We start from the raw sequence: 24,764 nt of genomic DNA on the forward strand, positions 1-24,764 counted from the left end.
GCAGGGGTATTTTTTATAAGATGTATTTGACATACATCATTAAAGATTCAGATAAAGGAAGACCGTATGCTTGACGCCCAAACCATCGCCACTGTAAAAGCCACCATTCCCCTGCTGGTCGAAACGGGTCCCAAACTGACCGCCCATTTTTACGATCGCATGTTTGCCCATAATCCCGAACTCAAAGAAATCTTTAACATGAGCAACCAGCGCAATGGCGATCAGCGTGAAGCGCTGTTTAACGCCATTGCCGCCTATGCCAGCAACCTTGAGAATCTGCCCGCGCTGCTGCCTGCTGTGGAAAAGATCGCCCAGAAACACACCAGCTTCCAGATCCAACCGGAGCAGTACAACATCGTCGGCACGCATCTGTTAGCCACGCTGGATGAAATGTTCAGCCCGGGTCAGGATGTGCTGGATGCGTGGGGTAAAGCCTATGGCGTGCTGGCGAATGTGTTTATTCACCGCGAAGCGGAAATCTATCGTGAAAATGCCCGTAAAACCGGCGGCTGGGAAGGGACACGACCATTCCGTATTGTCGCGAAAACCCCACGCAGCGCGCTGATTACCAGTTTTGAATTTGAACCTGTCGATGGCGGCGCGGTGGCCGACTATCAGCCGGGTCAATATCTGGGCGTCTGGCTGAAGCCGGAAGGTTTTCCGCACCAGGAGATTCGCCAGTACTCGCTGACCCGCAAGCCGGATGGCAAAGGCTACCGGATTGCCGTGAAGCGCGAAGACGGCGGGCAGGTGTCTAACTGGCTGCATAACCATGCAAACGTCGGCGACGTGGTGCATTTAGCCGCGCCTGCCGGTGATTTCTTTATGCAGGTCTCAACGGACACGCCGGTGTCGCTGATCTCCGCAGGCGTCGGTCAGACCCCAATGCTGGCGATGCTGGATACGCTGGCAACAGCGAAACACAGCGCCCAGGTTAACTGGTTCCACGCGGCGGAAAACGGCGATGTGCATGCGTTTGTCGACGAAGTGAGTGAACGGGGAAATACGCTGCCGCACTTTACCGCGCACACCTGGTATCGCATCCCGACAGAGGCCGATCGCGCAAAAGCGGCATTTGACAGTGAAGGGCTGATGGACCTGACGGCGATGAAAGCATCGCTAACCCATCCGGCTATGCAGTTTTATCTGTGCGGTCCGGTCGGGTTTATGCAGTTTGCCGCGAAGCAACTGGTGGAAATGGGCGTGAAAAACGAAAACATTCATTACGAATGTTTTGGTCCGCATAAAGTGCTGTAACGCACAGCGGAAAAACCCGCAGGCCTGACAGGCGCCGCGCCATCAGGCACTGCGCCAGCCTACAGGCAAACGCGGCTTAAATGGCCGCGTCGTCTTCCTCGCCAGTACGGATGCGTACAACCCGCGCCACGTCGAAGACAAAAATCTTACCATCGCCAATTTTGCCGGTCTGCGCAGTACGGATGATGGTATCGACACAGGTTTCCACGATGTCATCCGGCACGACGATTTCGATTTTCACCTTCGGCAGAAAATCGACCATATATTCCGCGCCACGATACAGCTCGGTATGCCCTTTCTGACGGCCAAAGCCTTTCACTTCTGTTACCGTCATCCCGGTGATGCCGACTTCAGCCAGCGCTTCACGCACGTCATCCAGTTTGAAGGGTTTAATAATCGCATCAATCTTTTTCATGGTGTTCCTGTTTTAATCGCGTAACCGGTTGCTAACCGTATCATAGCGTGCGTCCTGGTAGGGAGCTACTCTTTAAAGTCGTTGGCATCAAGCTCGTGACGGGAGAGCAATTTATAAAACTCCGTCCGGTTGCGTCCCGCCATGCGCGCCGCATGGGTCACATTGCCTCGGGTGATTTGCAGCAGTTTACGCAGATAGTTCAGTTCGAACTGATTACGGGCTTCGACAAAGGTCGGTAACGCGGTGTTTTCGCCTTCCAGCGCCTGCTCGACCAGTGCGTCGCTGATCACCGGCGACGAGGTCAGCGCCACGCACTGCTCAATGACGTTCACCAGTTGCCGGACGTTACCCGGCCAGCTGGCGGTCATCAGGCGCTTCATCGCATCGGTGGAAAAGGCGCGCACAAACGGTTTATGCCGCTCCGCCGACTGACGCAGCAAATGATTCGCCAGCAGCGGGATATCTTCCGTCCGCTCGGCCAGCGCCGGGATCTTCAGGCTCACCACGTTGAGGCGGTAGTACAGATCCTCACGAAACTCACCGCGCGCCATCGCTTTCGGCAGGTCACGGTGGGTAGCCGAAATAATACGCACATCAATGTCGATGTCGCGGTTGCTGCCGAGCGGCCTGACCTTGCGCTCCTGCAACACGCGCAGCAGCTTCACCTGTAACGGCGCGGGCATATCGCCAATTTCATCAAGGAACAGCGTCCCGCCTTCTGCGGCCTGAAACAGCCCTTCGCGGTTGCTGACCGCGCCGGTAAACGCCCCGCGCGCGTGACCAAACAGCTCCGACTCGAGCAGTTGTTCCGGCAACGCGCCGCAGTTAATGGCGATAAACGGTTTACTGCTGCGCGGGCTGGCATTATGGATCGCCTGGGCGAAGATCTCTTTCCCGGTGCCGCTTTGCCCGTTGATCAGCACGCTGACGTCAGACTGGGCCACCATCCGCGCCTGCTCCAGCAGACGCAGCATGAGCGGGCTGCGGGTAACGATTGACTCACGCCAACTGTCGTCGGTCGCCGGGGCGGACTGTTCCAGTGCTTCATCAATAGCATGGTACAGCGCGTCTTTATCGACCGGTTTGGTGAGAAAACTGAACACGCCTTTTTGCGTTGCGGCGACCGCGTCCGGGATCGAACCGTGGGCGGTAAGGATGATCACCGGCATGCCGGGCTGCACCTTCTGGATTTCGCTGAACAGTTGCATCCCGTCCATTTCATCCATTCGTAAGTCACTAATCACCAAATCCACTTTTTCACGGTTTAGCACGCGCAGTCCTTCGGCTCCGCTCTCTGCTGTAACCACGCTGTAGCCTTCACTGGTCAGACGCATGCCCAACAGTTTAAGCAAGCCCGGATCGTCATCGACCAGCAGTAAATGCGCTGGTTTACGGCTTATCATGGCGATACCTCATCGTCGGACGGAACCGGCGCGGCAGCTTTCTCTTCGCTGTGTCCCGCGTCAGGATTGTAACTTCCGGCAGGCTTACGGCTGGAAAGCCGGCGCTCGATATCCGTCAGGTTTTCCAGTTTGCGCGTCGTCAGATCTAACTGCGCCTGCATGTGCTGTTGTTGCTGGCGCAGCGTATCAAGTTCGCTGTCGCTGGTTTGCTGCAGTTTGCTGTAGCGCTGGCGCTCTTCAGCAAGCTGAAGCTGGAGCGCCTGTCCGTCGCGCCAGATTTGATAAAGCGGGCGCACCTGCGAGGGGATCAGGGTACTGACGCCGTCAAGACGGGAGATCGTGTCGCGACGCTCCAGCGGCGTGATTTTGGCGTTCGCCAGCAGCACGCCGCGCTTAAAGGCGTTTTGCCAGCTGTCGTCGTTCAGCATTCGGGCTTCATTGCGCGACTGTACCGGCATCAAACGATCGGCGCAGTCAATGGCGCGCAGCCAGTACAGCGGATTGGTATCGGTCGCCGGGCCATGCAGCGCCCAGATATCGGTACAGTCGACCGACAGATAATCCGCCAGTTGAGTCGTAGGCAGGTTATCCTGCGCCGTTTCGCCCGCGTCATGTTTTACCGCCTGCGGTACACAGCCCAGCAGCGCCAGACAGGGTATTCCCGCCAGGATGACCCGACGGGACAGAATTCGTTGAAAAATGTGAAAAAAAACGTGTGGCATAGTTACCAGACTTATCTGTTTAGTCGTTTTTCGATGCAGAAAGCGGCAATTCGATTCGGAAGCAAACCGCTTGCGCAGGGTCCTCGACAAGATACAATTCGCCCTGCATACGGCGAATGCAATCTCTGGCGATACTCAGCCCCAACCCGCTGCCCTTCACGGCCCCTTTTCGTTGATGACTTCCCTGGAAAAAAGGCTCGAAAATCATGGTCTTTTCCGCTTCGGGAATTGGCGTACCGGTATTGCAGACGTCAATGTAAACCCGGTTTCCCTGGAAACGGCTACTGATACGAATGTTACCGGATTCGGCTCCGTAGTGCACCGCATTGGAATAAAGATTATCCAGCACGCTCATCAACAGCATCGGCTCCGCCAGACAGCGGTCAGCTGACAGCTCAACCGCGGTATGCATCATTTTAGCGCGAGCAGGCAAACTGTGAGCGGAAACGACCATATCAACCAAAGGTTCAATCTCAACGCTTTCCATCTCAACGGGGCTGTCCGCCAGCTTGCGGTTATAATCGAGCAGTTGTTCGATCAGCTTTTGCAGGTTGCGGCTGCTGTCGTCGAGGATGCCGACCACCTCTTTTTGCTCCGGCGTCAAGGGGCCTACCACCTGATCGGCCAACAGTTCCGTCCCTTCCCGCATGCTGGCGAGCGGCGTTTTCAGTTCATGGGAAAGATGACGCAAAAACTGATGGCGCTGAGACTCAAGCCAGGACAGCCGCTCGCTCAGCCAAATGATACGCTGCCCTACGGAACGAAGCTCGCGCGGTCCGGTAAAAGTGACGGTATTGCCAAGCGACCGCCCTTCCCCCAACCGGTTAATCATTCGCTCTATGCCTTTTACCGGCCCGATTATCATCCGCGTAAACAGCAATACCATTGCAAGACTGACCAGAAACAACACCAGCGCTTGCCAGCCGAAGAACTGGCCGCGTTCGGCAATCTCCTGTTGAAGCTGTTGCCCGCGCGAGAAAACCACGGTACGCGTGGCCTGCACCATCTCGGTATTAGCACTGGCAAAGGCTTCCAGACGCGCGGCAGCGGCGGTATCCGGCCCGCTGTTACGGCATTGCAACTGCGCCAGATCGTTCAGATCCTGATGCAGCGCCTGATACAGCTTATCATCTGGCAATACGCCGGCGTGGGCGTCGAGCATTTCGCTGTAGCGTTTGCGCTGGCTCTGGTACACCCTGGCAAGGGTTGGATCGTCAAGCACGCAATACTGGCGGTAGCTGCGCTCCATCTCCAGCGCTACGTTGGTCATAGCCTCGCTGCGGCGCGCATCGATAAGCGTCGTACGGTTGGTTAGCGCCGCCTGCGCGCTCAGGGCGTTCAGGCTTTGCCACGCCTGCCAGGCAAGAACCAGCAGCGGTAACAGGATCAGCAGGAATGCCAGCGTTACCAACTGTCGTAATGAACGGGGGAAAACAGACCAGCGCTTCAATGCGTTACTCTCGCCAAACAGGAATAAGAGGATGCTAACTGAGGCAAACGTCAGATACAACAAAGCCGGGTAAAACCCGGCTTTGTTATGGAATAAGGCGGTGCCTAACTCGACGTTTCGCCCGATGGTTGATAAAGCAACGCTATTATCAGAAGTTGGACGGCAGGCACCTTGTTGTGCGTCATTCGAAGTTTATGTAGCACGTCCCGAAGGGGCTGACATAAGAAGGTGAATGAGCCACTGGTGAATATTATGCAGTAACTGTGCCAACAAATAAAACATTTTGTTAACACACTGAATTTCATGATTTTTATCTAAAATAAGCCCGCACCCAGCATTGCTCATTTTTCACTCCGAGTGTCGCTGATTAGCAACACCTTAAGCACAACCTTTATACCGCTATAAAAATCAATAGGTTAAGCGTCTCCTTTTGACGACACTGACCTGGCTCTGTTGTCGTAAATTCGCGACACTCACTAAAAAGCCCGGTAAATATACCGGGCTCTTTGTGAAGAGGCTATTCAACAGGCAACGGCTTAACCTAGCTGCTTACGCGCGTTGCGGAAGATACGCATCCATGGGCCGTCCTCGCCCCAGTTTTCCGGGTGCCAGGAGTTACTGACCGTGCGGAAAACGCGCTCCGGGTGCGGCATCATGATGGTCACACGACCGTTTTCCGTCGTGACCGCGGTAATGCCGTTTGGCGAGCCGTTCGGGTTTGCCGGGTACGTTTCCGTCACCGTGCCAAAGTTGTCGACATAGCGCAGCGCCACCAGACCTTTGCTCTCCAGCGCGGCAAGATGGGCCTCATCGCGTACTTCGACGCGCCCTTCCCCATGGGACACAGCGATAGGCATTTGCGAGCCGACCATCCCCTGTAGCAGCAGCGACGGGCTTTGCGTCACTTCCACCAGGCTAAAGCGCGCTTCAAAACGGTCCGACTGATTACGCACAAAGCGCGGCCACAGCTCGCTGCCCGGGATCAGTTCACGCAGGTTCGACATCATCTGGCAGCCGTTACATACGCCAAGCGCCAGGGTTTGCGGACGATGGAAGAAAGTTTCAAACTCATCGCGCACGCGATGATTAAACAGAATGGATTTCGCCCAGCCTTCCCCTGCGCCCAGCACGTCGCCGTAAGAGAAACCGCCGCAGGCCACCAGCGCCTGGAAGTTGCCCAGTCCGGTGCGACCGCCGAGGAGATCGCTCATGTGCACGTCGATGGCGTCAAAGCCCGCGCGATGGAACGCGGCGGCCATTTCAACGTGGGAGTTCACCCCCTGCTCGCGCAGGACGGCGACCTTCGGACGCGCGCCGGTGGCAATGTACGGTGCGGCGATATCGTCATTAAGATCAAACGTCAGCGTCACGTTCAGGCCCGGATCGGCGTCGTTGGTTTTCGCGTCGTGCTCCTGGTCGGCGCATTCCGGATTGTCGCGCAGGCGCTGCATCTGCCAGGTGGTTTCTGCCCACCAGACGCGAAGCGTGGTCCGGCTTTCGCTGAACACCGTCTGGCCGTTAGCATTAATCACGAAACGGTCGCCCGACACGGCCTGACCGACATAATGGACGCAGTCACCGAGGCCGTATTGCGCCAGCAGCGCTTCAACCGCCTCACGATCCGCCGCACGCACCTGGATCACCGCGCCCAGTTCTTCGTTAAATAACGCGGCCAAATGGTCGCCGCCCAGCGTGGCGATATCGGCCTGGAGACCGCAATGGCCGGTAAAGGCCATTTCCGCCAGCGTTACCAGCAGACCGCCGTCGGAGCGGTCGTGGTAGGCCAGCAATTTACGCTGCGCCACCAGCGCCTGAATCGCGTCGTAGAAACCTTTCAGCTGCGCCACGTCGCGCACATCCGCTGGTTTATCGCCAAGCTGACGGTACACCTGCGCCAGCGCGGTGGCGCCCAGCGCGTTGTGTCCTTTACCGAGGTCAATCAGCAGCAGGGCATTGTCTTCGGTCGAGAGCTGAGGCGTAACGGTATGACGTACGTCCTCTACGCGGGCAAAAGCGGAGATCACCAACGACAGCGGCGAGGTCATTTCACGCTGTTCGCCGCCTTCCTGCCAGCGGGTTTTCATCGACATGGAGTCTTTGCCTACCGGAATGGTCAGGCCAAGCGCCGGGCAAAGTTCTTCGCCTACCGCTTTTACCGCTTCATACAGACCGGCGTCTTCACCGGGGTGACCGGCAGCCGCCATCCAGTTCGCGGAAAGCTTGATGCGTTTGATGTCGCCGATCTGCGTCGCGGCAATGTTGGTCAGCGCTTCACCAACGGCCAGACGCGCGGAAGCAGAGAAGTCGAGCAACGCCACCGGCGCGCGTTCGCCGATAGCCATCGCTTCGCCGTAGTAGCTATCGAGGCTGGCGGTCGTTACCGCGCAGTTCGCCACCGGCACCTGCCACGGGCCGACCATCTGATCGCGGGAAACCATACCGGTAACGGTGCGGTCGCCAATGGTCACCAGGAAGGTTTTTTCCGCGACGGCTGGCAAATGCAGAACGCGCTTCACGGCGTCGGCAAGCGTGATGCCGCCGCGATTCAGGGCGTCGCCTTTCGCTTTGAGGGACTGAACATCGCGGGTCATTTTCGGTGTTTTGCCGAGCAACACGTCAAGCGGCAGATCGATCGGCTGGTTGTTAAAGTGACGGTCATTCAGCGACAGGTGTTTTTCTTCCGTCGCTTCACCAATGACCGCGTACGGCGCGCGTTCGCGACGGCACAGTTCGTCGAAGAGCGGAAGCTGGTCGGCGGCAACCGCCAGCACGTAACGCTCCTGGGATTCGTTACACCAGATTTCCAGCGGACTCATGCCCGGCTCGTCGCTGAGAATATCACGCAGCTCGAACTTACCGCCGCGCCCGCCGTCGCTCACCAGCTCCGGCATGGCGTTAGAAAGACCGCCCGCGCCAACGTCATGAATAAAGAGAATGGGGTTAGCTTCGCCCAGTTGCCAGCAGCGGTCGATCACCTCCTGGCAGCGACGCTCCATCTCCGGGTTGTCGCGCTGCACGGAAGCGAAGTCGAGATCCGCGTCAGACTGGCCGGACGCCATTGACGACGCCGCTCCACCGCCGAGGCCGATGTTCATTGCCGGGCCGCCGAGAACGATCAGCTTCGCGCCAACGTTGATCTCGCCTTTCTGTACATGATCCGCGCGGATGTTGCCGATCCCGCCCGCCAGCATGATCGGTTTATGGTAGCCGCGCAGCTCCTCGCCGTTATGGCTGTTGACCTTTTCTTCGTAGGTACGGAAATAGCCGTTCAGCGCCGGACGACCAAATTCGTTGTTGAACGCCGCGCCGCCCAGCGGGCCTTCGGTCATGATATCCAGCGCGGTCACAATGCGCTCAGGCTTGCCGAAATCTTCTTCCCACGGCTGTTCAAAGCCAGGAATGCGCAGGTTAGAGACCGAAAAGCCCACCAGCCCCGCTTTTGGTTTCGCGCCGCGTCCGGTTGCGCCTTCATCGCGAATCTCGCCGCCGGAACCGGTCGCGGCCCCCGGCCATGGCGAGATTGCCGTTGGGTGGTTGTGGGTTTCGACCTTCATCAGGATATGCGCCGCTTCCTGGTGGAAGTCATAGCGCCCGGTGGCATGGTCGGCAAAATAACGTCCCACGTCAGAACCTTCCATTACCGCCGCGTTGTCTTTATAGGCAGACAACACGTGGTCGGGGGTGTGTTCCATCGTGTTTTTAATCATTTTGAACAGCGACTTCGGCTGCTGCTCGCCGTCAATCACCCAGTCGGCGTTAAAAATTTTGTGACGGCAGTGTTCGGAGTTCGCCTGGGCAAACATGTACAGCTCGATATCGTTCGGGTTGCGCCCCAGCGTTGTGAACGCATCCTGCAGGTAGTCGATTTCGTCTTCCGCCAGCGCCAGGCCGAGACGCAGGTTGGCGTCGATCAGCGCCTGGCGGCCTTCGCCCAGCAAATTGACGCTGGCGACCGGAGCGGGCTCGTGATGGATAAATAATTTTTCCGCATCGTTTAATGAGGAAAAAACCGTTTCCATCATGCGATCGTGAAGCTCTGCGGCGACCTGCTGCCACTGTTCAGCGGTCAGCGTGGAGGCTTCAACATAGTAAGCCACACCGCGCTCCAGGCGATCGATTTGTTGCAGACCGCAGTTGTGGGCGATATCCGTCGCTTTGGAAGACCAGGGGGAGATGGTGCCGGGGCGAGGCGTTACCAGCAGCAGTTTGCCTTCCGGCGTATGGCTGCTCAGGCTCGGGCCATATTTCAGCAGGCGGGCAAGCTGCGCCTGCTCATCTTCGCTCAGCGGCGCGTTCAGATCGGCAAAATGGACGTACTCGGCGTAAATGTTGTGGACCTGGAGGTTGGCAGCCTGAAAGCGCGCCAGCAGTTTGTTGATACGGAATGCCGACAGTGCAGGCGAACCACGCAGAATTTCCATCATAAGTCTCTCGTCTTCTAAGCTTTCGGTGTGCCCAAGTGGGGAAACGGGCGTCATTATAAAGAATCTGCGCCGCCGACGAAACCGTTTGCGTCGAAATAAAATTGGCGTCAATTTTTGCCAGACGGTGCGGCCAATCGTTCTAATTAGTTGCCAACTGACGCAAGTTTAAGCAAAATGCCGCTCACTGATAAGTACTCCTGGTCTTACTATTCCTTTTCCTACACTGAGGCAACGCACGGTACAGAGAATTAACTAATTGAAAAAATTAAAGATTAATTATCTGTTCATCGGCATCCTGACGCTGTTGTTGGCCGCCGCGCTTTGGCCCTCTATTCCCTGGTCCGGTAAAGCTGAAAGTCGTATCGCGGCGATCCAGTCGCGGGGAGAGCTGCGCGTGAGCACCATTAACTCGCCGCTGACCTATTCAACGCTTAATGGTAAGCCCTACGGGCTGGATTATGAGCTGGCGGAACAGTTTGCCAACTATCTGGGGGTAAAGCTGAAGATTACCGTACGCCAGAACATCAGTCAGTTGTTCGATGACCTGGATAACGGCGATGCCGACCTGCTGGCTGCCGGACTGGTCTATAACAGCGAACGGGTTAAAAATTACCAGCCCGGCCCGACCTATTACTCCGTCTCGCAGCAGCTGGTCTACAAGGTGGGCCAGTATCGTCCGCGTACGCTGGGCAGCGTGACGGAAAGCCAGCTGACTATCGCTCCCGGCCATGTGGTGGTTAATGATTTACAGACGCTGAAAGAGACTAAATTTCCTCAACTCAGTTGGCGAATTGAAGACAGAAAAGGCACCACGGAGCTGTTGGACGCCGTGCTTGCCGGTAAGCTGGATTACACCATTGCCGACTCTGTCGCCATCAGCCTTTATCAGCGCGTACATCCGGAACTGGCGGTCGCGCTGGATGTCACTGACGAACAGCCGGTCACCTGGTTTAGCCAACTGGACGATGACAATACGTTATCAGCCGCCCTGCTCGATTTCTTCAACAGCATCAATGATGACGGTTCGCTGGCGAGGCTGGAAGAGAAGTATCTCGGCCACGGCGACGATTTCGACTATGTCGATACCCGCACCTTCCTGCGCGCCGTTGAGGCCATGCTGCCCGACCTGAAACCTTTATTTGAAAAGTATGCCCAGGAAATTGACTGGCGTCTGCTCGCCGCGATCGCCTGGCAGGAATCGCACTGGGATCCGCAGGCTACCTCGCCGACCGGCGTTCGCGGCATGATGATGCTGACCAAAAACACGGCCCAAAGTCTGGGTCTTACCGATCGTACCGACCCGGAGCAGAGCATCAGCGGCGGCGCGCGGTATTTACAGGACATGATGAGCAAGGTGCCGGAAACCGTGCCAAAGGATGAGCGCATCTGGTTTGCGCTGGCGGCGTATAATATGGGCTATGCGCATATGCTCGACGCGCGAACGCTGACGGCGAAAACCAAAGGTAACCCTGACAGTTGGACCGACGTGAAGCAGCGTCTGCCGCTGCTCAGCCAGAAGCCATATTACAGTAAGCTGACCTATGGCTACGCCCGCGGTCACGAAGCGTACGCCTACGTCGAAAATATCCGCAAGTATCAGATCAGTTTAGTGGGCTATTTGCAGGAGAAAGAGAAACGGGTCGCGGAAGAAATGAGGCTGGCGGAAGAATATCCCGTGGTATCCCCTGCGGAATTCAGCAAGCAGTCGCTGCCGCTCTCCTCCTTCCTGTCGCAAGCGTCCTCCGGCTACCTGGCGGATGCCCCTTCCTTGCTGCGCCTGCCGCAGAAAAAGGACGCAGAGTAAATTGACCGCGTCCTAGTCGGATGAAAGGTGAGCGCGTGATGCGTTTTTCAGGGCTTTAATTTCCTGACGACGCATGCGAAAGAAGTCGCTGAGCAGCGTCGCGCACTCATCGCGCAGCACGCCTTCGATAACCTCTACGCGATGATTCATTCCCGGATGGTGCAGCACGTCAATAAGTGAACCGGCAGCGCCGGTCTTGGCATCTCGGGCGCCAAACACCACGCGGCGGATACGGCTATGCACCATTGCCCCTGCGCACATGACGCACGGCTCCAGCGTTACGTACAGCGTGGCGTCAATCAACCGGTAATTCTGTAACACCAGTCCGCCCTGGCGGAGCGCCATGATCTCCGCATGCGCGGTCGGATCGTGGTGACCAATCGGGCGGTTCCAGCCTTCGCCAATCACGCGGTTGTTATGCACCAGGACCGCCCCGACTGGCACTTCTCTCGCGTCCCAGGCACGCTTTGCGAGGGTAAGCGCATGACGCATCCAGTATTCGTGGCTAAATTCAACGTCTGACAAAAGGGATACTCCGGTAATCATAGCGGGCCGCATTATACACAGTAGCTATGCTTTCAACTATTCCAGTTGCTGGAGCTCTCCGCGAGGCGTGACGCGCCAACGATGCTGGCAAAAATAGAGCAGCGGGTTGTCCTGTTTACTGTCGCTGTAGCCGCTGTACAGACGCAGCGGCGTACCGATTTGACGCTCAAGCTGCGCCACTTTTTCATGTCCCAGACAGCGCATCGTCAGCACCCAGCCGCCATAGCCGCGCCGCATCTGGCTGGCGATAAGATTGACCCGCGGCAGCCACGGCGTATCAAAATACACCTGCTCCACCAGCGACTGCGGCGAACCGGTAATCAGCCAGATATCGGCATCTGAACTGAGCAGATAGGTTGTCAGACGTTCCTGGACGAGCGGAAACGCCGTCACGCTTTCCCGAAACCAGCTCACAAAGTCTGCATGCAGCGTCTGCAGCCGCGCTTCGCTGTGCCCGAAGGTGCAGCCCCACAGCAGCAAACTCATTGGCCAGCGCGCTGCGCGCCCTTTTATCAGCAACGCGCCGGCAATGACCGGCAAAAGAGGCAGCACGAGCAGCGCGTTGAGAGGCTGGCGACGCAACAAATAGCGCAGGAAACTGCCGAACATGTCCTGCTGGTGCAACGTACCATCCAAATCAAAAAATACGACACGACGCGCGTTAGTGGTCAAACCTTACTCCTCTGGATCATTCAACGTCTGTCGTCAGGAAACGGAAACCTGACGATAACTCCTGATCTTAGCCTAACAGATAGATCGTCACTTTTCCGGCAACAATCATTTACCCAGGCGATCCGCAGACGAGTCGGCTAACGCCGCGCGTAAAAAGCCCTGATGTTGGGCCAGCTTCTCTCTCGCCGCCGTAGCGTTAAGACCGGTCAGCGCCATCAGAATAGCGGGCTTAACGTCATAGTCGGTTTGTTTGAGAAGCGCTTCCGCGTCGTCGCGCGCAATGCCCGTCGCCTCAACCACCATCCGACAGGCGCGATCGATCAGTTTGACGTTAGTGGCCTGCATATCCACCATCAGATTCTGGTAAACCTTGCCGAACTTCACCATCGCGCCAGTGGAGATCATATTGAGCACCAGTTTCTGGGCAGTGCCTGACTTCAGGCGCGTTGAGCCCGTGAGCGCCTCGGGGCCGACGACCGGCGAAATCGCGATATCGGCTTCGCGGGCAATGGGTGAATCCGGGTTGCAGGAGATAGCCACCGTCGTGCAGCCCACGCCACGCGCATACTTCAGCGCCCCGATCACGTACGGTGTACGGCCCGAAGCGGCCAGTCCCACCACCAGATCCTGTGGCTTTAGGTTGATCGCGACAAGATCGTCTTCCCCCAACTGAGGATTATCTTCTGCGCCTTCGACCGCTTTAAGCAATGCCCCCGGACCACCGGCAATCAGCCCGATAACCAGACCGTGCGGGACGCCGAATGTCGGTGGACATTCCGAGGCATCAAGCACGCCCAGGCGTCCGCTGGTCCCTGCCCCCATATAGATAATACGCCCCCCGGATTTCAACGCGTCAGCCGCGGCGTCGACCGCTCGCGCAACCTCCGGGAGAGTCGCTTTTACGGCTTCCGCTACCTGCGCATCCTGTTGATTAAAACGCTCAACCAATTTAAGCGTCGGCAGCGCATCAAGATCCATCGTTTGGGGATTGCGGGTTTCTGATACTAACGCGCCGAGATTCATATTTGCTCCTCAGGAATTTTTAATTCATATTTGTCATTAATAATGGAATAGAATATTCACTAAGGCGAGCAAAATTTCAGTCTGTTGCGCCATTTCATTTTCCGGGAGAGGTTATGAACTGTTTGATTCGTATTCGTCAGCGGTATTCTGGGTTTGCGCAGAGTGATAAAAAGCTCGCGGACTATCTGCTCACGCAGCCGGATACGGCAAGACATCTTAGCTCTCAGCAGTTGGCTGCCGAAGCGGGCGTGAGTCAGTCAAGCGTCGTGAAGTTCGCGCAAAAGCTTGGCTATAAAGGTTTCCCCGCATTGAAACTGGCGCTCAGCGAAGCGCTGATGAGCGCGCCAGCCGCGCACTCTGTGCCGGTGCACAACCAGATCCGCGGCGACGATCCGTTACGTCTCGTCGGCGAGAAGTTGATCAAAGAGAACGTCGCGGCCATGCATGCCACGCTGGACGTGAATACGGAAGAGAAGCTGATCGAAAGCGTGAATCTGTTGCGCAGCGCCCGGCGCATTGTGTTGACCGGCATCGGCGCGTCGGGTCTGGTGGCGCAGAGTTTTGCCTGGAAGCTACGAAAAATCGGCCTCAACGCGGTCGTGGAGCGCGATATGCATGCGCTGCTGGCGACGGTTCAGGCGTTGACGCCAGACGATCTGCTGTTTGCCATTTCCTACAGCGGAGAGCGCCGTGAGCTGAATCTGGCGGCGGATGAAACGCTGCGCGTCGGTGGCAAGATTCTGGCTATAACCGGTTTCACCCCTAACGCCCTGCAGCAGCGGGCCAGTCACTGTCTTTATACCATTGCGGAAGAGCAGGCCACGCGCAGTGCCGCGATCTCTTCCACTCACGCACAGACGCTGCTGACCGATCTGCTGTTTATGGCGCTGGTACAGCAGGATTTAGAACATGCGCCGGAGCGGATACGCCACAGCGAGGCGCTGGTAAAAAAACTGGTTTGAGCAAAGAATGCGCGTATAATGCCCGCCCGGTTTGTGATGTTATGAGAGTTTCCTGATGGCCCTGTTAATCACCAAAAAATGCATCAACTGCGATATGTGCGAGCCAGAATGCCCCAATGAGGCGATTTCAATGGGCGAGAGCATTTATGAGATTAACAGCGACAAGTGCACCGAGTGCGTAGGCCATTATGAAACGCCCACCTGTCAGAAGGTGTGCCCTATCCCGAATACCATTTTGAAAGATCCGGCGCATGTCGAAACGGAAGAGCAACTGTGGGACAAGTTTGTTCTGATGCACCACGCCGATAAGCTGTAACGGCTGCCTGAGACCCGCCTCCGGGCCTGATAAAACAGGATGCCGTTCGGCGAGTGAATATGCCGGATGACGGCAACGCTGCTTAACTTTCAATAATGACCGTGGCGCAGGCGTAATGGCGCTCATCGGCCAGCGTCACATGCATATGAACAACACCCAGTTTCTCTGCCAGCGCTAACGCTTCCCCCCACAGCCGCAGGCGCGGTTTCCCCAGCGCATCGTTGAACACTTCAAACTGATTAAACGCCAGGCCATTGCGGATACCGGTACCCAACGCTTTTGCCGCCGCCTCTTTCACCGCAAAGCGCTTGGCAAGAAAACGCACCGGCTGCTGGTGCGTCTGCCAAATCGCCCACTCGTTGTCGCTGAGCACCCGTCTGGCAAGGCGGTCGCCGGAGCGGGAGATCACCGCTTCGATGCGGGCGATCTCCACGATATCGGTGCCTAAACCGAGGATCGCCATTAGCCGCGCGCTTCCAGCATCAGGCGCTTCATTTCCGCCACCGCCTCTTTCAGGCCGCTCATGACCGCACGCCCAATAATCGCATGGCCGATATTCAGTTCATGCATTTCCGGCAGCGCGGCAATAGCTTTCACGTTGTGGTACGTTAAACCGTGGCCCGCATTGACCTTCAGACCGAGGCTTGCGGCAAAGGTCGCCGCTTTCGCGATGCGCGCCAGCTCCTGCGCCTGGTCAGCGTCAGTTTGCGCATCGGCATAGCAGCCGGTATGGATTTCAATGTACGGCGCGCCCACCTCGGCAGCGGCTTTGATCTGTACTTCATCCGCGTCGATGAACAGCGACACGAGGATCCCCGCCTCCGCCAGACGCTTGCAGGCATCACGCATTTTGTCGCGCTGCCCGGCGACATCGAGACCGCCTTCGGTGGTCACTTCCTGGCGTTTTTCCGGCACCAGGCAGCAGAAATGCGGTTTGGTCTCCACCGCAATCGCCAGCATTTCTTCGGTCACCGCCATTTCCAGGTTCATCCGCGTGTCCAGCGTCTGGCGAAGAATACGAACGTCGCGATCGGTGATATGACGACGATCTTCGCGCAGATGGACGGTGATACCATCCGCGCCCGCCTGTTCAGCAATGAACGCCGCCTGCACCGGATCCGGATACGCCGTGCCGCGCGCGTTACGCAGGGTGGCAATGTGGTCAATATTGACGCCTAACAGTAATTCAGCCATGACAATCCTCGTTTTTTTATTTTCGCTTCGGCATAAACTGCCGGAATAATTCGCGGCTCTTTAAAGGTTTTCCACCAAGATACGGCTTCAGCGCCATGCGGGTAAAGCGTTTCGCGGCGCGCAAGGTATCAGCATCGGGAAACTCGCGCTCCGCCAGCGCCCGCAACTGCCGACCGGTAAAGGTGCTGTTGTCGATCACCACGCTGGCGATAAAGCCTTTTTCCTCGCGGTAACGATAGGTCATTGTGTCATCCACCGCTTCACCGCTGCCGGCGCAGTGCAAAAAGTCCACGCCATACCCAAGGTGCCCGAGCAGCGCCAGTTCGAATCGACGCAGGGTCGGTTCGGGCGTACCGGTAGCGCCCGCCAGCGCCTGTATGCAATGCAGATAGTCGAAAAAGAGGGCCGAAAAACGGGTTTCGTGCTCAAGCACGCGGGCCAGCAGTTCGTTAACGTACAGACCACTGTATAAGGTGATACCGCTCAGTGGGAGGGCCAGAGAAACGGCTTCAGCGCTGCGTAGCGTTTTCACTTCGCCACGCCCGCCAAAGCGCACTAACAGGGGGGTAAAAGGCTGGAGAGCGCCTTTCAGGTTCGAACGTTTAGATCGCGCGCCTTTGGCAACAAGGCGCACGCGACCCGACTCTTCCGTGAAGACGTCCAGCATCAGGCTGGTTTCGCTCCAGGGACGACTATGCAGGACAAATGCGCGCTGCCAGCCTTCCATCATACTCGTCGTCTGTGCAGGACGCAGGTTTAGAGGTCGTCGACATAACCGAGACTGCGCAGCGCGCGCTCGTCGTCGGCCCATCCCGATTTCACTTTCACCCACAGTTCAAGGTGAACCGGGGCTTCGAACATCTCCTGCATGTCTTTACGCGCTTCAATGCCGATGGTTTTAATCTTGGCGCCTTTGTTGCCAATAACCATCTTTTTCTGCCCTTCACGTTCAACGAGGATCAGCCCGTTGATGTCGTAACCGCCGCGCTCGTTAGTCACGAAACGCTCAATTTCGACGGTGACCGAATAAGGCAGCTCAGCGCCAAGAAAACGCATCAGCTTTTCACGGATGATCTCAGAGGCCATAAAGCGCTGGGAGCGATCGGTAATGTAATCTTCCGGGAAGTGATGAATGGCTTCCGGCAGGTGTTTACGCACAATACCCGCGATGGTGTCGACGTTCATCCCGGTCTCAGCGGAGATCGGTACGATGTCGAGAAAGTTCATCTGACTTGCCAGGAACTGCAGGTGCGGCAGCAGATCGGCTTTTTCCTGAACGTTATCCACCTTGTTCACGGCCAGGATCACCGGTGCTTTGCCGTCGCGCAGCTTATTCAGCACCATCTCGTCGTCCGGCGTCCAGCGCGTACCTTCAACCACGAAGATCACCAGTTCAACGTCACCGATAGAGCTGCTGGCCGCTTTATTCATCAGACGGTTGATCGCACGCTTTTCTTCCATATGCAGACCGGGAGTATCGACGTAAATCGCCTGATATGCCCCTTCGGTATGGATGCCGACAATTCGGTGACGCGTGGTCTGCGCTTTACGGGAGGTGATCGAAATCTTCTGCCCGAGCAGCTTATTTAACAGGGTGGATTTACCCACGTTCGGACGTCCGACGATGGCTATAAATCCGCAGTAGGTTTTATCTTCGCTCATTCCAGCTCCAGTTTTTTCAGCGCCTGTTCGGCGGCAGCCTGCTCCGCCTTACGACGGCTCGAACCGGTGCCTACCACCGGCTCACTCAGACCGCTGACCTGGCAGTGGATTGTAAATTCTTGATCGTGCGCTTCGCCGCGAACCTGCACAACCAGGTACGACGGCAGCGGCAGATGGCGACCCTGTAAATATTCCTGCAAACGCGTTTTCGGATCTTTTTGTTTATCGCCCGGACTGATTTCGTCCAGACGGGTCTGGTACCAGTTGAGAATCAGTTTTTCGACGGTTTGAATATCGCTGTCGAGGAACACCCCGCCAATCAACGCTTCAACGGTGTCGGCCAGAATCGACTCACGACGAAAACCGCCGCTCTTCAGTTCTCCAGGCCCTAAGCGCAAACATTCGCCCAGATCGAATTCACGCGCCAGTTCAGCCAGCGTATTACCCCGCACCAGCGTTGCGCGCATACGGCTCATGTCGCCTTCGTCTACGCGCGGAAAACGGTGATACAGCGCATTCGCAATCACAAAACTTAAAATGGAGTCGCCAAGAAACTCTAAACGCTCGTTATGTTTGCTGCTGGCGCTGCGATGGGTTAATGCCTGCTGCAACAGCTCCTGATGAGTAAAAGTGTAGCCCAGCTTCCGTTGAAGCCGATTAATTACGATGGGGTTCATGCGATACCAATAAATAAATGCGTCAACAATTCAGCACACGAAACAGACCTGATACACAGGCTATTCAGCCAGCCGCAGAGCGACAGCTTTACTTGCCTGTATATGGGGAACCAACGCTGTTTCGTGTGCCGTGGCGACCAGGAGGCGCCAACCTTAAACTTCGGGGGAATATTCTATACACAACGACAAGGGATGTCGTTAGCCTGGGGGGAATTATCTAATAAATAATTCACGTTGCCGCCACATTGACGACAACGTGAACGCTAAACCGCGATCAGTGGATCCCGCCAATACGGCTTAAACGGACGCCGGTCGGCCATTCGCCTTCCTGCTTGTCAAAACTCATCCAGATTGCGGTTGCTTTCCCCACCAGATTAGCTTCCGGGACAAATCCCCAGTAACGGCTGTCTGCGCTGTTATCCCGGTTATCGCCCATCATGAAGTACTGCCCCGGCGGCACAATCCAGGTCGCCAGTTGCTGGCCTGGCTGACGGTAATACATCCCCACCTGATCCTGCGCAATCGGCACGGTCAGAATACGGTGCGTGACGTCGCCAAGGGTCTCTTTGCGCTCGGCAAGTCGAATGCCGTTCTCTTTCGTTTCACTCTGCGGTACGTCAAAGAAGCCGCTGGTCGCCTCGCCGCCGTTACGACGCGAGAACGTCTGTACGAAGTCGCTCGGCTGTACGTCGCTGTAGGTCACCGGTAAAGCATTTTCGCACGCCTGACCGGAGCGACAGCCAGGCTGAATGGTGAGTTCTTTGGCAACCGGATCGTAAGTCACTTTGTCGCCAGGCAGCCCAACCGCACGCTTAATGTAGTCGAGCTTCGGATCTTCCGGATATTTAAAGACCACGATATCGCCGCGTTTCGGATGACCGGTTTCGATCAACGTTTTCTGGTAGATCGGGTCTTTAATCCCGTAAGCGAATTTCTCCACCAGGATAAAGTCACCAATCAGCAGCGTTGGCATCATTGAACCTGACGGGATCTGGAACGGCTCATAAATAAACGAACGCACGACCAGCACAATCGCCAGCACCGGGAAAACCGACGCGCCAGTTTCCAGCCAGCCGGGTTTCGGCGCCACTTTCTTCAAGGTGGCTTTATCGAGCGAATCACCAGCAGCGGCCTGCGCTGCGGCCTGACGCTCCCGACGTTTTGGCGCGAAAAAGAATTTATCCACGCACCATAAAATGCCCGTCACCAGTGTGGCAATCACCAGAATCAGGGCAAACATATTGGCCATGCCAACTCCTTAAGGGTTATTTGCTGTCTTTACCGACATGCAGAATGGCGAGGAACGCTTCCTGAGGCAGTTCGACGTTACCGATCTGCTTCATACGCTTCTTACCTTCTTTCTGCTTCTGCAGCAGTTTTTTCTTACGGCTGATATCGCCGCCATAGCATTTCGCCAACACGTTCTTACGCAGCTGTTTCACGGTAGAACGCGCAATAATGTGTGTACCGATTGCCGCCTGAATCGCGATATCGAACTGCTGACGCGGGATCAGATCTTTCATCTTCTCCACCAGCTCACGGCCACGGCTCTGGGAGTTGTCACGGTGCGTGATCAGCGCCAGCGCGTCGACGCGTTCGTTGTTGATCAGAACGTCTACGCGCACCATATCGGAAGCCTGGAAGCGTTTGAAGTTGTAATCCAGCGACGCATAGCCACGCGATGTGGATTTCAGACGGTCAAAGAAGTCGAGCACGACTTCCGCCATCGGGATTTCATAGGTCAGCGCCACCTGGTTACCGTGGTAAACCATGTTGGTCTGCACGCCGCGTTTTTCAACGCACAACGTGATGACGTTCCCCAGATACGCCTGCGGCAGCAGCATATGACACTCTGCGATTGGTTCGCGCAGTTCATAGATGTTGTTCAGCGGCGGCAGTTTTGACGGACTGTCGACGTAGATCGTCTCTTTTGCCGTGGTTTCCACTTCGTAAACAACGGTCGGCGCCGTGGTGATGAGATCCAGATCGTATTCACGCTCCAGACGTTCCTGAATGATCTCCATATGCAGCAGCCCAAGGAAGCCGCAGCGGAAACCAAAGCCAAGCGCGGAAGAACTTTCCGGTTCATAGAACAGGGACGCATCGTTAAGGCTCAGTTTGCCGAGGGCATCACGGAAGCCTTCGTAATCGTCGGAGCTTACCGGGAACAGACCTGCGTAAACCTGCGGTTTGACCTTTTTAAAGCCCGGAAGCGCTTTGTCTGCCGGATTACGGGCCAGCGTCAGGGTGTCGCCCACCGGCGCGCCGTGGATATCTTTAATGGCGCAGACCAGCCAACCTACCTCGCCGCATTTCAGCTCGGTACGGTCAACCTGCTTCGGCGTGAAGATGCCCAGGCGATCGGCGTTGTAGGTTTGACCGGTGCTCATGACCTTCACTTTGTCGCCTTTGCGCATGGTGCCGTTTTTAATCCGCACCAGCGACACGACGCCGAGGTAGTTATCAAACCAGGAGTCGATAATCAACGCCTGCAGCGGCCCTTCCGGGTCGCCCTGCGGCGGCGGGATATCGCGCACCAGGCGTTCCAGCACGTCGGTCACGCCAACGCCCGTTTTCGCCGAGCAGCGCACAGCGTCAGTCGCGTCAATGCCAACAATATCTTCAATCTCTTCGGCGACACGTTCCGGATCGGCAGCGGGCAGGTCAATTTTGTTCAGAACCGGCACCACTTCGAGATCCATTTCCATGGCGGTGTAGCAGTTCGCCAGCGTCTGCGCTTCAACGCCCTGCCCGGCATCCACCACCAGCAGCGCCCCTTCACAGGCGGCGAGCGAACGGGAAACCTCGTACGAGAAGTCAACGTGACCTGGGGTGTCGATAAAGTTAAGCTGGTACGTTTCACCATCTGAGGCTTTGTAATCGAGCGTTACGCTCTGCGCTTTGATGGTAATGCCGCGCTCACGCTCCAGATCCATCGAGTCGAGAACCTGCGCTTCCATTTCACGGTCAGACAGGCCACCGCAGATCTGGATAATACGGTCAGACAGCGTCGATTTACCGTGGTCGATGTGAGCAATGATCGAAAAGTTACGTATGTTCTTCATATAGAGTAATTATTGTGCCTTAACGCCCGCCGTGGCAGGCTTTGAGAAGTCGCTGTTCTGAGCTTAACGTCTGTTTAACTGAAACGCCGCATTCTACACTACAACGGTGAGGCGAGGAAATGTTCATAGAGTAAGGATAGCGGGAACGGGAAGCCGCCCTCCGGCAGAGACAGGATTAGCGACTTTCTGATGACGTGGCATCGACGCGAACAAGGCCAGGCGGGAGCGCGACATTCAGAATGACCGGCTGCCAGGATTCACGTTCAGCAAGCTGACGGGAAAAGCCTCGTGCAAACAAAAACCCGCCGACGCCGCCGAGTACCGCGCCGCTTAGCGCAGCGAGATCGGAACCAAACAGCGCCTGAAAAAGGGAAGCGAACAAAAACAGCCCCACCAGCGGCGTCATATACACCAGTACGGCAGAGCCAAGCAAGCTGGCTTCAGCAATGCCCAGTTCCACCTTCTGGCCGGGTTCCAGCGGCGTGGCGCTGGGCACAACGAGCGTGTGCGTCGTCTGCGGCCCCAGCTTATTAAGTACGCGGCTGCCGCACCCGGCGCGTGACGCGCAGCTGTTGCAGGATGCTTTCACGTCGCAGCTTACCAGCGCCTGACCATCTTGCCAGGAGACGACGGTAGCCCACTCTTTGATCATTGCATCACCCCAAACTTAATGGTGTCGGCAATTCGCTTCGCCGTTTGCGGCGGCAGTTCACCCACAATGGTGATTTCGGCGTTATCACGCACGCTGGTGCTGACGGTCCGGCGACCGGTTCGCAGCATCTGATCGGTACTGGTTGGCGTCGCCCGGTTGACGTTGACAGAGAAGCTGAACAAACCATCCGAATAAAGACGCGATTCAATCGGCATGTTGTCCATCGTGGGCAACGGTCGGCGACCGCTGGACACCTCGCTAAAGCCCTTCGGCAGCCAGGTTGGACTCCAGTTGAATTTCGCTTTTTCACCGGCCGGAACGGAGAGCAACGGCGGCAGGTTGGCTTTCGCCAGCATCTGCATGCTGTTTCCCACGTCCTGATTAACGGTGAAAGCGATTACCCGAAATTGTTCTAACGTTTCGCCATCACGGTCAAGCAGATCGACACGCATCGGCAGCTTGGTTTCAGTATCCATCCAGACGATATAGCTATAACGGGTACCGTCACGCGCGACAACGCGAATCACTTCGCACAGGCGATCGGCGATACGGGTTCTGCCCACGGAAATGAAGTCGTAGTACGGGGCAAGGCGCTTGAAGTCGGTATAGATAAGCGATGGCAGAGAATCAACAATATAGTCGCCGTTAAGGGTGAACGGCTCAAGTCCGGGTTCGAAATAGCTGATTTCGTTTCCACGCTGGACAACTTCGCGGCGAGGGCCGTCCATTTGCAGCAGTTGGGCAAGCGGGCGGTTGTCCAGACGCGCGTGGCGATAGCGTAAAGACTCTACGCCTTGTTTTGTGATGCTGACGAACGACAGCTCGTAAGTGAGTGACTGGCTGGCCAGATTCATCTGCTGCAATAACGCCCCGGACGCAGCATTGGCCGAGGCGTTTACAGAAAAGAACAGGCTACCCGCCACAAGTGACATGGCAAACCAAAGTTGCTTCATTACTGCGATTGCGTTCCTAGAGTTTGAATTCCTGGCACCTGAACAGCGGCTTGCTGTGTTTGCGCCTGCTCAAACTGAAGCTGTTCGGAGTGCAGTCGACGTTGCAGTTCGTAATCCTGCAACATGGCATTAATTCGACGACGCTGCTCCTGTACCTGCTGCTGTTGACCACCGTTTGCGGTCGCGTCAGAAGGTACTCCCAGGCTAACCGGGCTGGCTTTGCCCATCATCGGCAGTGTGTTAAACACTGGCGTTTCGGGCTGCTGGGACGTTTCAGATTGCCCATTATAGTGCTGGACGCCAACAATAACTGCAAGCGATACGCATGCAGCGACCCCCATTTGGGTAAGTTGCGCTGCCCAAGGACGCATTTTTTTCCAGAACGGCATTTTTTGCCACTGGTGCGGTGCGGGCTGGGCCTCTGGAATTAATGGCGCCGTCTGGCGTACCGGCTCATCTTCAATGGCGGCCATAACGCGAGCGGAAATATCGAAATGAAGCACGTCAGGCGTGTCACCCCGCATAGAATCGCGGATCAGGTGGTAGCCTTCCCAGGTTTTTTGCATTTCCGGGTCGTGAGCCAGTTCTTTGAGCAGCTCACTGTCCAGCGTTTCGCCATCCATTAAAGCGGAAAGTTTTTCTTTCTGCATGCCTAATACCTTTTCCAGTATCCCGCTATCGTCAACGCCTGATAAGCGGTTGAACTTTATTATCAATAGCTTCCCGCGCCCTGAAGATACGTGAACGCACCGTACCCACTGGACAATCCATGATGGCCGCGATTTCTTCATAGCTCAGGCCATCCAGCTCCCGTAAGGTGATTGCCATACGTAAATCTTCCGGGAGGGACTCGATAGTACGGAAAACTATCTGTCTCAGTTCTTCTGACAACATTAAGTTCTCAGGGTTCGAAATTTCTTTCAGCGCACCGCCACTTTCGAAGTTTTCTGCTTCAATCGCATCCACATCACTGGATGGCGGACGACGGCCCTGAGCCACCAGGTAATTCTTCGCCGTATTAACGGCAATACGATACAGCCAGGTATAAAAAGCGCTATCTCCCCGGAATGAATCCAGCGCACGATAGGCTTTTATAAATGACTCTTGCACCACATCAGGAACGTCACCCGACGGCACATAGCGGGAAACCAGACTCGCCACTTTATGCTGGTAGCGCACTACCAGTAAGTTAAAGGCTTTCTGATCTCCCTTCTGGACCCGTTCAACCAGGACCTGGTCCGTTAACTGCTCGCTCATCCGAGGTAAAGTCTCCCCAAACCAAATTTCCACGCGTTCGCGAAACGCCACTCCATTAGCTGCACTGTGAGCAAGCAACAGGTTAGAGTGTCACGTTTTTGTAAAGTTCCGTTACGCATCTGTTTTTTGAGTGTCAAGTTGTAGACGGTCATTATCTCTCATTATAAGTCTACCGAGTCTGAACAATGCACTATCTCATAAGAAATGCCCATAAACCGGTTGCAGAGTACCCCAACAGCTACTTTATTTCATCCTCTAATCTGGCGCTTACGGCCCGCTACGCAAAATATATCCTTAACCAGACATTTCC

24 protein-coding genes are annotated in these 24,764 nt (G+C 56.2%); 4 read left to right on the top strand and 20 right to left on the bottom strand.

What is annotated here, in order from left to right; genetic code table 11:
- Positions 1-66: 66 nt before the first annotated feature.
- On the top strand, positions 67-1,257 hold the full coding sequence (hmpA, locus tag OGY07_RS01025) for an NO-inducible flavohemoprotein (protein WP_286598150.1): 1,191 nt from the start codon (positions 67-69) through the stop codon (positions 1,255-1,257).
- Between the two features lie 76 nt (positions 1,258-1,333).
- Here hmpA and glnB read toward each other — a convergent pair whose 3' ends face one another.
- From glnB to purL, 5 genes are all read right to left on the bottom strand, one after another.
- Positions 1,334-1,672 (bottom strand): nitrogen regulatory protein P-II, encoded by a 339-nt coding sequence (gene glnB / locus OGY07_RS01030; RefSeq protein ID WP_012906673.1) that lies wholly within the window; start codon positions 1,670-1,672, stop codon positions 1,334-1,336.
- Between the two features lie 65 nt (positions 1,673-1,737).
- Positions 1,738-3,072, bottom strand: a complete 1,335-nt coding sequence (glrR, locus tag OGY07_RS01035) for a two-component system response regulator GlrR (RefSeq protein ID WP_304502517.1) — start codon at positions 3,070-3,072, stop codon at positions 1,738-1,740.
- Entirely contained in the window at positions 3,072-3,797 is a 726-nt protein-coding gene (qseG, locus tag OGY07_RS01040) for a two-component system QseEF-associated lipoprotein QseG (protein ID WP_060570479.1), read from the bottom strand. Before qseG ends, glrR begins: the two co-directional genes overlap by 1 nt.
- A gap of 19 nt (positions 3,798-3,816) precedes the next feature.
- A complete protein-coding gene (gene qseE / locus OGY07_RS01045; RefSeq protein WP_060570598.1) occupies positions 3,817-5,247 on the bottom strand; it encodes a two component system sensor histidine kinase QseE/GlrK in 1,431 nt (476 codons plus the stop codon).
- Between the two features lie 536 nt (positions 5,248-5,783).
- Positions 5,784-9,671: a phosphoribosylformylglycinamidine synthase gene (gene purL, locus OGY07_RS01050; RefSeq protein ID WP_200035824.1), complete on the bottom strand. Its 3,888-nt coding sequence runs from the start codon at positions 9,669-9,671 to the stop codon at positions 5,784-5,786.
- A 256-nt stretch (positions 9,672-9,927) separates the two neighbouring features.
- On the opposite strand from purL, the gene mltF reads away from it, so the two are divergent.
- Positions 9,928-11,475: a membrane-bound lytic murein transglycosylase MltF gene (gene mltF / locus OGY07_RS01055; protein WP_042291485.1), complete on the top strand. Its 1,548-nt coding sequence runs from the start codon at positions 9,928-9,930 to the stop codon at positions 11,473-11,475.
- A gap of 12 nt (positions 11,476-11,487) precedes the next feature.
- Here the strand turns inward: mltF and tadA are convergent, their stop codons facing one another.
- From tadA to murQ, 3 genes are all read right to left on the bottom strand, one after another.
- Positions 11,488-12,033 (bottom strand): tRNA adenosine(34) deaminase TadA, encoded by a 546-nt coding sequence (tadA, locus tag OGY07_RS01060; protein ID WP_286598157.1) that lies wholly within the window; start codon positions 12,031-12,033, stop codon positions 11,488-11,490.
- A gap of 24 nt (positions 12,034-12,057) precedes the next feature.
- Positions 12,058-12,693, bottom strand: coding sequence for a phosphatidylglycerophosphatase C (gene yfhb, locus OGY07_RS01065; protein ID WP_042291490.1), 636 nt, complete (start codon positions 12,691-12,693; stop codon positions 12,058-12,060).
- 105 nt (positions 12,694-12,798) lie between these two features.
- Positions 12,799-13,716: an N-acetylmuramic acid 6-phosphate etherase gene (gene murQ, locus OGY07_RS01070; protein ID WP_286598160.1), complete on the bottom strand. Its 918-nt coding sequence runs from the start codon at positions 13,714-13,716 to the stop codon at positions 12,799-12,801.
- A gap of 113 nt (positions 13,717-13,829) precedes the next feature.
- Between murQ and OGY07_RS01075 the strand changes: the two genes are divergently transcribed.
- Positions 13,830-14,678, top strand: coding sequence for a MurR/RpiR family transcriptional regulator (locus tag OGY07_RS01075; protein WP_042291497.1), 849 nt, complete (start codon positions 13,830-13,832; stop codon positions 14,676-14,678).
- Between the two features lie 55 nt (positions 14,679-14,733).
- On the top strand, positions 14,734-14,994 hold the full coding sequence (locus OGY07_RS01080; RefSeq protein WP_042291500.1) for a YfhL family 4Fe-4S dicluster ferredoxin: 261 nt from the start codon (positions 14,734-14,736) through the stop codon (positions 14,992-14,994).
- A gap of 82 nt (positions 14,995-15,076) precedes the next feature.
- Here OGY07_RS01080 and acpS read toward each other — a convergent pair whose 3' ends face one another.
- The 12 genes from acpS to rseD all read right to left on the bottom strand — a co-directional run bounded on the left by acpS (position 15,077) and on the right by rseD (position 24,606).
- The gene (acpS, locus tag OGY07_RS01085; RefSeq protein ID WP_181822740.1) at positions 15,077-15,457 is read right to left on the bottom strand and encodes a holo-ACP synthase; all 381 of its coding nucleotides are present in this window, start codon (positions 15,455-15,457) and stop codon (positions 15,077-15,079) included.
- Positions 15,457-16,188, bottom strand: a complete 732-nt coding sequence (gene pdxJ, locus OGY07_RS01090) for a pyridoxine 5'-phosphate synthase (RefSeq protein ID WP_042291504.1) — start codon at positions 16,186-16,188, stop codon at positions 15,457-15,459. Before pdxJ ends, acpS begins: the two co-directional genes overlap by 1 nt.
- A 16-nt stretch (positions 16,189-16,204) precedes the next feature.
- Positions 16,205-16,918 (bottom strand): DNA repair protein RecO, encoded by a 714-nt coding sequence (recO, locus tag OGY07_RS01095; protein WP_174435354.1) that lies wholly within the window; start codon positions 16,916-16,918, stop codon positions 16,205-16,207.
- Positions 16,919-16,944: 26 nt separating this feature from the next.
- Complete coding sequence (gene era / locus OGY07_RS01100) at positions 16,945-17,850, bottom strand: GTPase Era (RefSeq protein ID WP_042291507.1); 906 nt, start codon at positions 17,848-17,850, stop codon at positions 16,945-16,947.
- Positions 17,847-18,527 (bottom strand): ribonuclease III, encoded by a 681-nt coding sequence (gene rnc / locus OGY07_RS01105; protein WP_042291512.1) that lies wholly within the window; start codon positions 18,525-18,527, stop codon positions 17,847-17,849. Before rnc ends, era begins: the two co-directional genes overlap by 4 nt.
- Before the next feature lie 274 nt (positions 18,528-18,801).
- Entirely contained in the window at positions 18,802-19,776 is a 975-nt protein-coding gene (gene lepB, locus OGY07_RS01110; RefSeq protein WP_060570473.1) for a signal peptidase I, read from the bottom strand.
- 16 nt (positions 19,777-19,792) lie between these two features.
- Entirely contained in the window at positions 19,793-21,592 is a 1,800-nt protein-coding gene (gene lepA, locus OGY07_RS01115; RefSeq protein WP_042291517.1) for a translation elongation factor 4, read from the bottom strand.
- Positions 21,593-21,767: 175 nt separating this feature from the next.
- The gene (gene rseC, locus OGY07_RS01120; RefSeq protein WP_181822738.1) at positions 21,768-22,244 is read right to left on the bottom strand and encodes a SoxR-reducing system protein RseC; all 477 of its coding nucleotides are present in this window, start codon (positions 22,242-22,244) and stop codon (positions 21,768-21,770) included.
- A complete protein-coding gene (gene rseB, locus OGY07_RS01125) occupies positions 22,241-23,197 on the bottom strand; it encodes a sigma-E factor regulatory protein RseB (protein ID WP_042291691.1) in 957 nt (318 codons plus the stop codon). The genes rseC and rseB overlap by 4 nt, the downstream gene beginning before the upstream one ends.
- The gene (gene rseA, locus OGY07_RS01130; RefSeq protein ID WP_060570467.1) at positions 23,197-23,847 is read right to left on the bottom strand and encodes an anti-sigma-E factor RseA; all 651 of its coding nucleotides are present in this window, start codon (positions 23,845-23,847) and stop codon (positions 23,197-23,199) included. Before rseA ends, rseB begins: the two co-directional genes overlap by 1 nt.
- A gap of 31 nt (positions 23,848-23,878) precedes the next feature.
- Entirely contained in the window at positions 23,879-24,454 is a 576-nt protein-coding gene (rpoE, locus tag OGY07_RS01135) for an RNA polymerase sigma factor RpoE (protein WP_000003307.1), read from the bottom strand.
- Positions 24,451-24,606 carry a rpoE leader peptide RseD gene (rseD, locus tag OGY07_RS01140; RefSeq protein ID WP_131729047.1) on the bottom strand — a complete coding sequence of 52 codons (156 nt, stop codon included), beginning with the start codon at positions 24,604-24,606 and terminating at the stop codon, positions 24,451-24,453. Before rseD ends, rpoE begins: the two co-directional genes overlap by 4 nt.
- Positions 24,607-24,764 lie beyond the last annotated feature (158 nt).

This window comes from Citrobacter sp. Cs237 (assembly GCF_030332325.1).
In the GTDB taxonomy this organism is placed as follows: domain Bacteria; phylum Pseudomonadota; class Gammaproteobacteria; order Enterobacterales; family Enterobacteriaceae; genus Citrobacter_A; species Citrobacter_A sedlakii.

Coding starts and splice junctions, on each gene's coding strand:
- rseC (WP_181822738.1), bottom strand. CDS start 22,244: ATGATCAAAGAGTGGGCTACCGTCGTCTCCTGGCAAGATGGTCAGGCG.
- hmpA (WP_286598150.1), top strand. CDS start 67: ATGCTTGACGCCCAAACCATCGCCACTGTAAAAGCCACCATTCCCCTG.
- era (WP_042291507.1), bottom strand. CDS start 17,850: ATGAGCGAAGATAAAACCTACTGCGGATTTATAGCCATCGTCGGACGT.
- purL (WP_200035824.1), bottom strand. CDS start 9,671: ATGATGGAAATTCTGCGTGGTTCGCCTGCACTGTCGGCATTCCGTATC.
- rseA (WP_060570467.1), bottom strand. CDS start 23,847: ATGCAGAAAGAAAAACTTTCCGCTTTAATGGATGGCGAAACGCTGGAC.
- glnB (WP_012906673.1), bottom strand. CDS start 1,672: ATGAAAAAGATTGATGCGATTATTAAACCCTTCAAACTGGATGACGTG.
- lepB (WP_060570473.1), bottom strand. CDS start 19,776: ATGGCCAATATGTTTGCCCTGATTCTGGTGATTGCCACACTGGTGACG.
- OGY07_RS01080 (WP_042291500.1), top strand. CDS start 14,734: ATGGCCCTGTTAATCACCAAAAAATGCATCAACTGCGATATGTGCGAG.
- rpoE (WP_000003307.1), bottom strand. CDS start 24,454: ATGAGCGAGCAGTTAACGGACCAGGTCCTGGTTGAACGGGTCCAGAAG.
- rseD (WP_131729047.1), bottom strand. CDS start 24,606: ATGACCGTCTACAACTTGACACTCAAAAAACAGATGCGTAACGGAACT.
- tadA (WP_286598157.1), bottom strand. CDS start 12,033: ATGCGGCCCGCTATGATTACCGGAGTATCCCTTTTGTCAGACGTTGAA.
- pdxJ (WP_042291504.1), bottom strand. CDS start 16,188: ATGGCTGAATTACTGTTAGGCGTCAATATTGACCACATTGCCACCCTG.
- OGY07_RS01075 (WP_042291497.1), top strand. CDS start 13,830: ATGAACTGTTTGATTCGTATTCGTCAGCGGTATTCTGGGTTTGCGCAG.
- lepA (WP_042291517.1), bottom strand. CDS start 21,592: ATGAAGAACATACGTAACTTTTCGATCATTGCTCACATCGACCACGGT.
- acpS (WP_181822740.1), bottom strand. CDS start 15,457: ATGGCGATCCTCGGTTTAGGCACCGATATCGTGGAGATCGCCCGCATC.
- murQ (WP_286598160.1), bottom strand. CDS start 13,716: ATGAATCTCGGCGCGTTAGTATCAGAAACCCGCAATCCCCAAACGATG.
- rseB (WP_042291691.1), bottom strand. CDS start 23,197: ATGAAGCAACTTTGGTTTGCCATGTCACTTGTGGCGGGTAGCCTGTTC.
- qseG (WP_060570479.1), bottom strand. CDS start 3,797: ATGCCACACGTTTTTTTTCACATTTTTCAACGAATTCTGTCCCGTCGG.
- recO (WP_174435354.1), bottom strand. CDS start 16,918: ATGATGGAAGGCTGGCAGCGCGCATTTGTCCTGCATAGTCGTCCCTGG.
- rnc (WP_042291512.1), bottom strand. CDS start 18,527: ATGAACCCCATCGTAATTAATCGGCTTCAACGGAAGCTGGGCTACACT.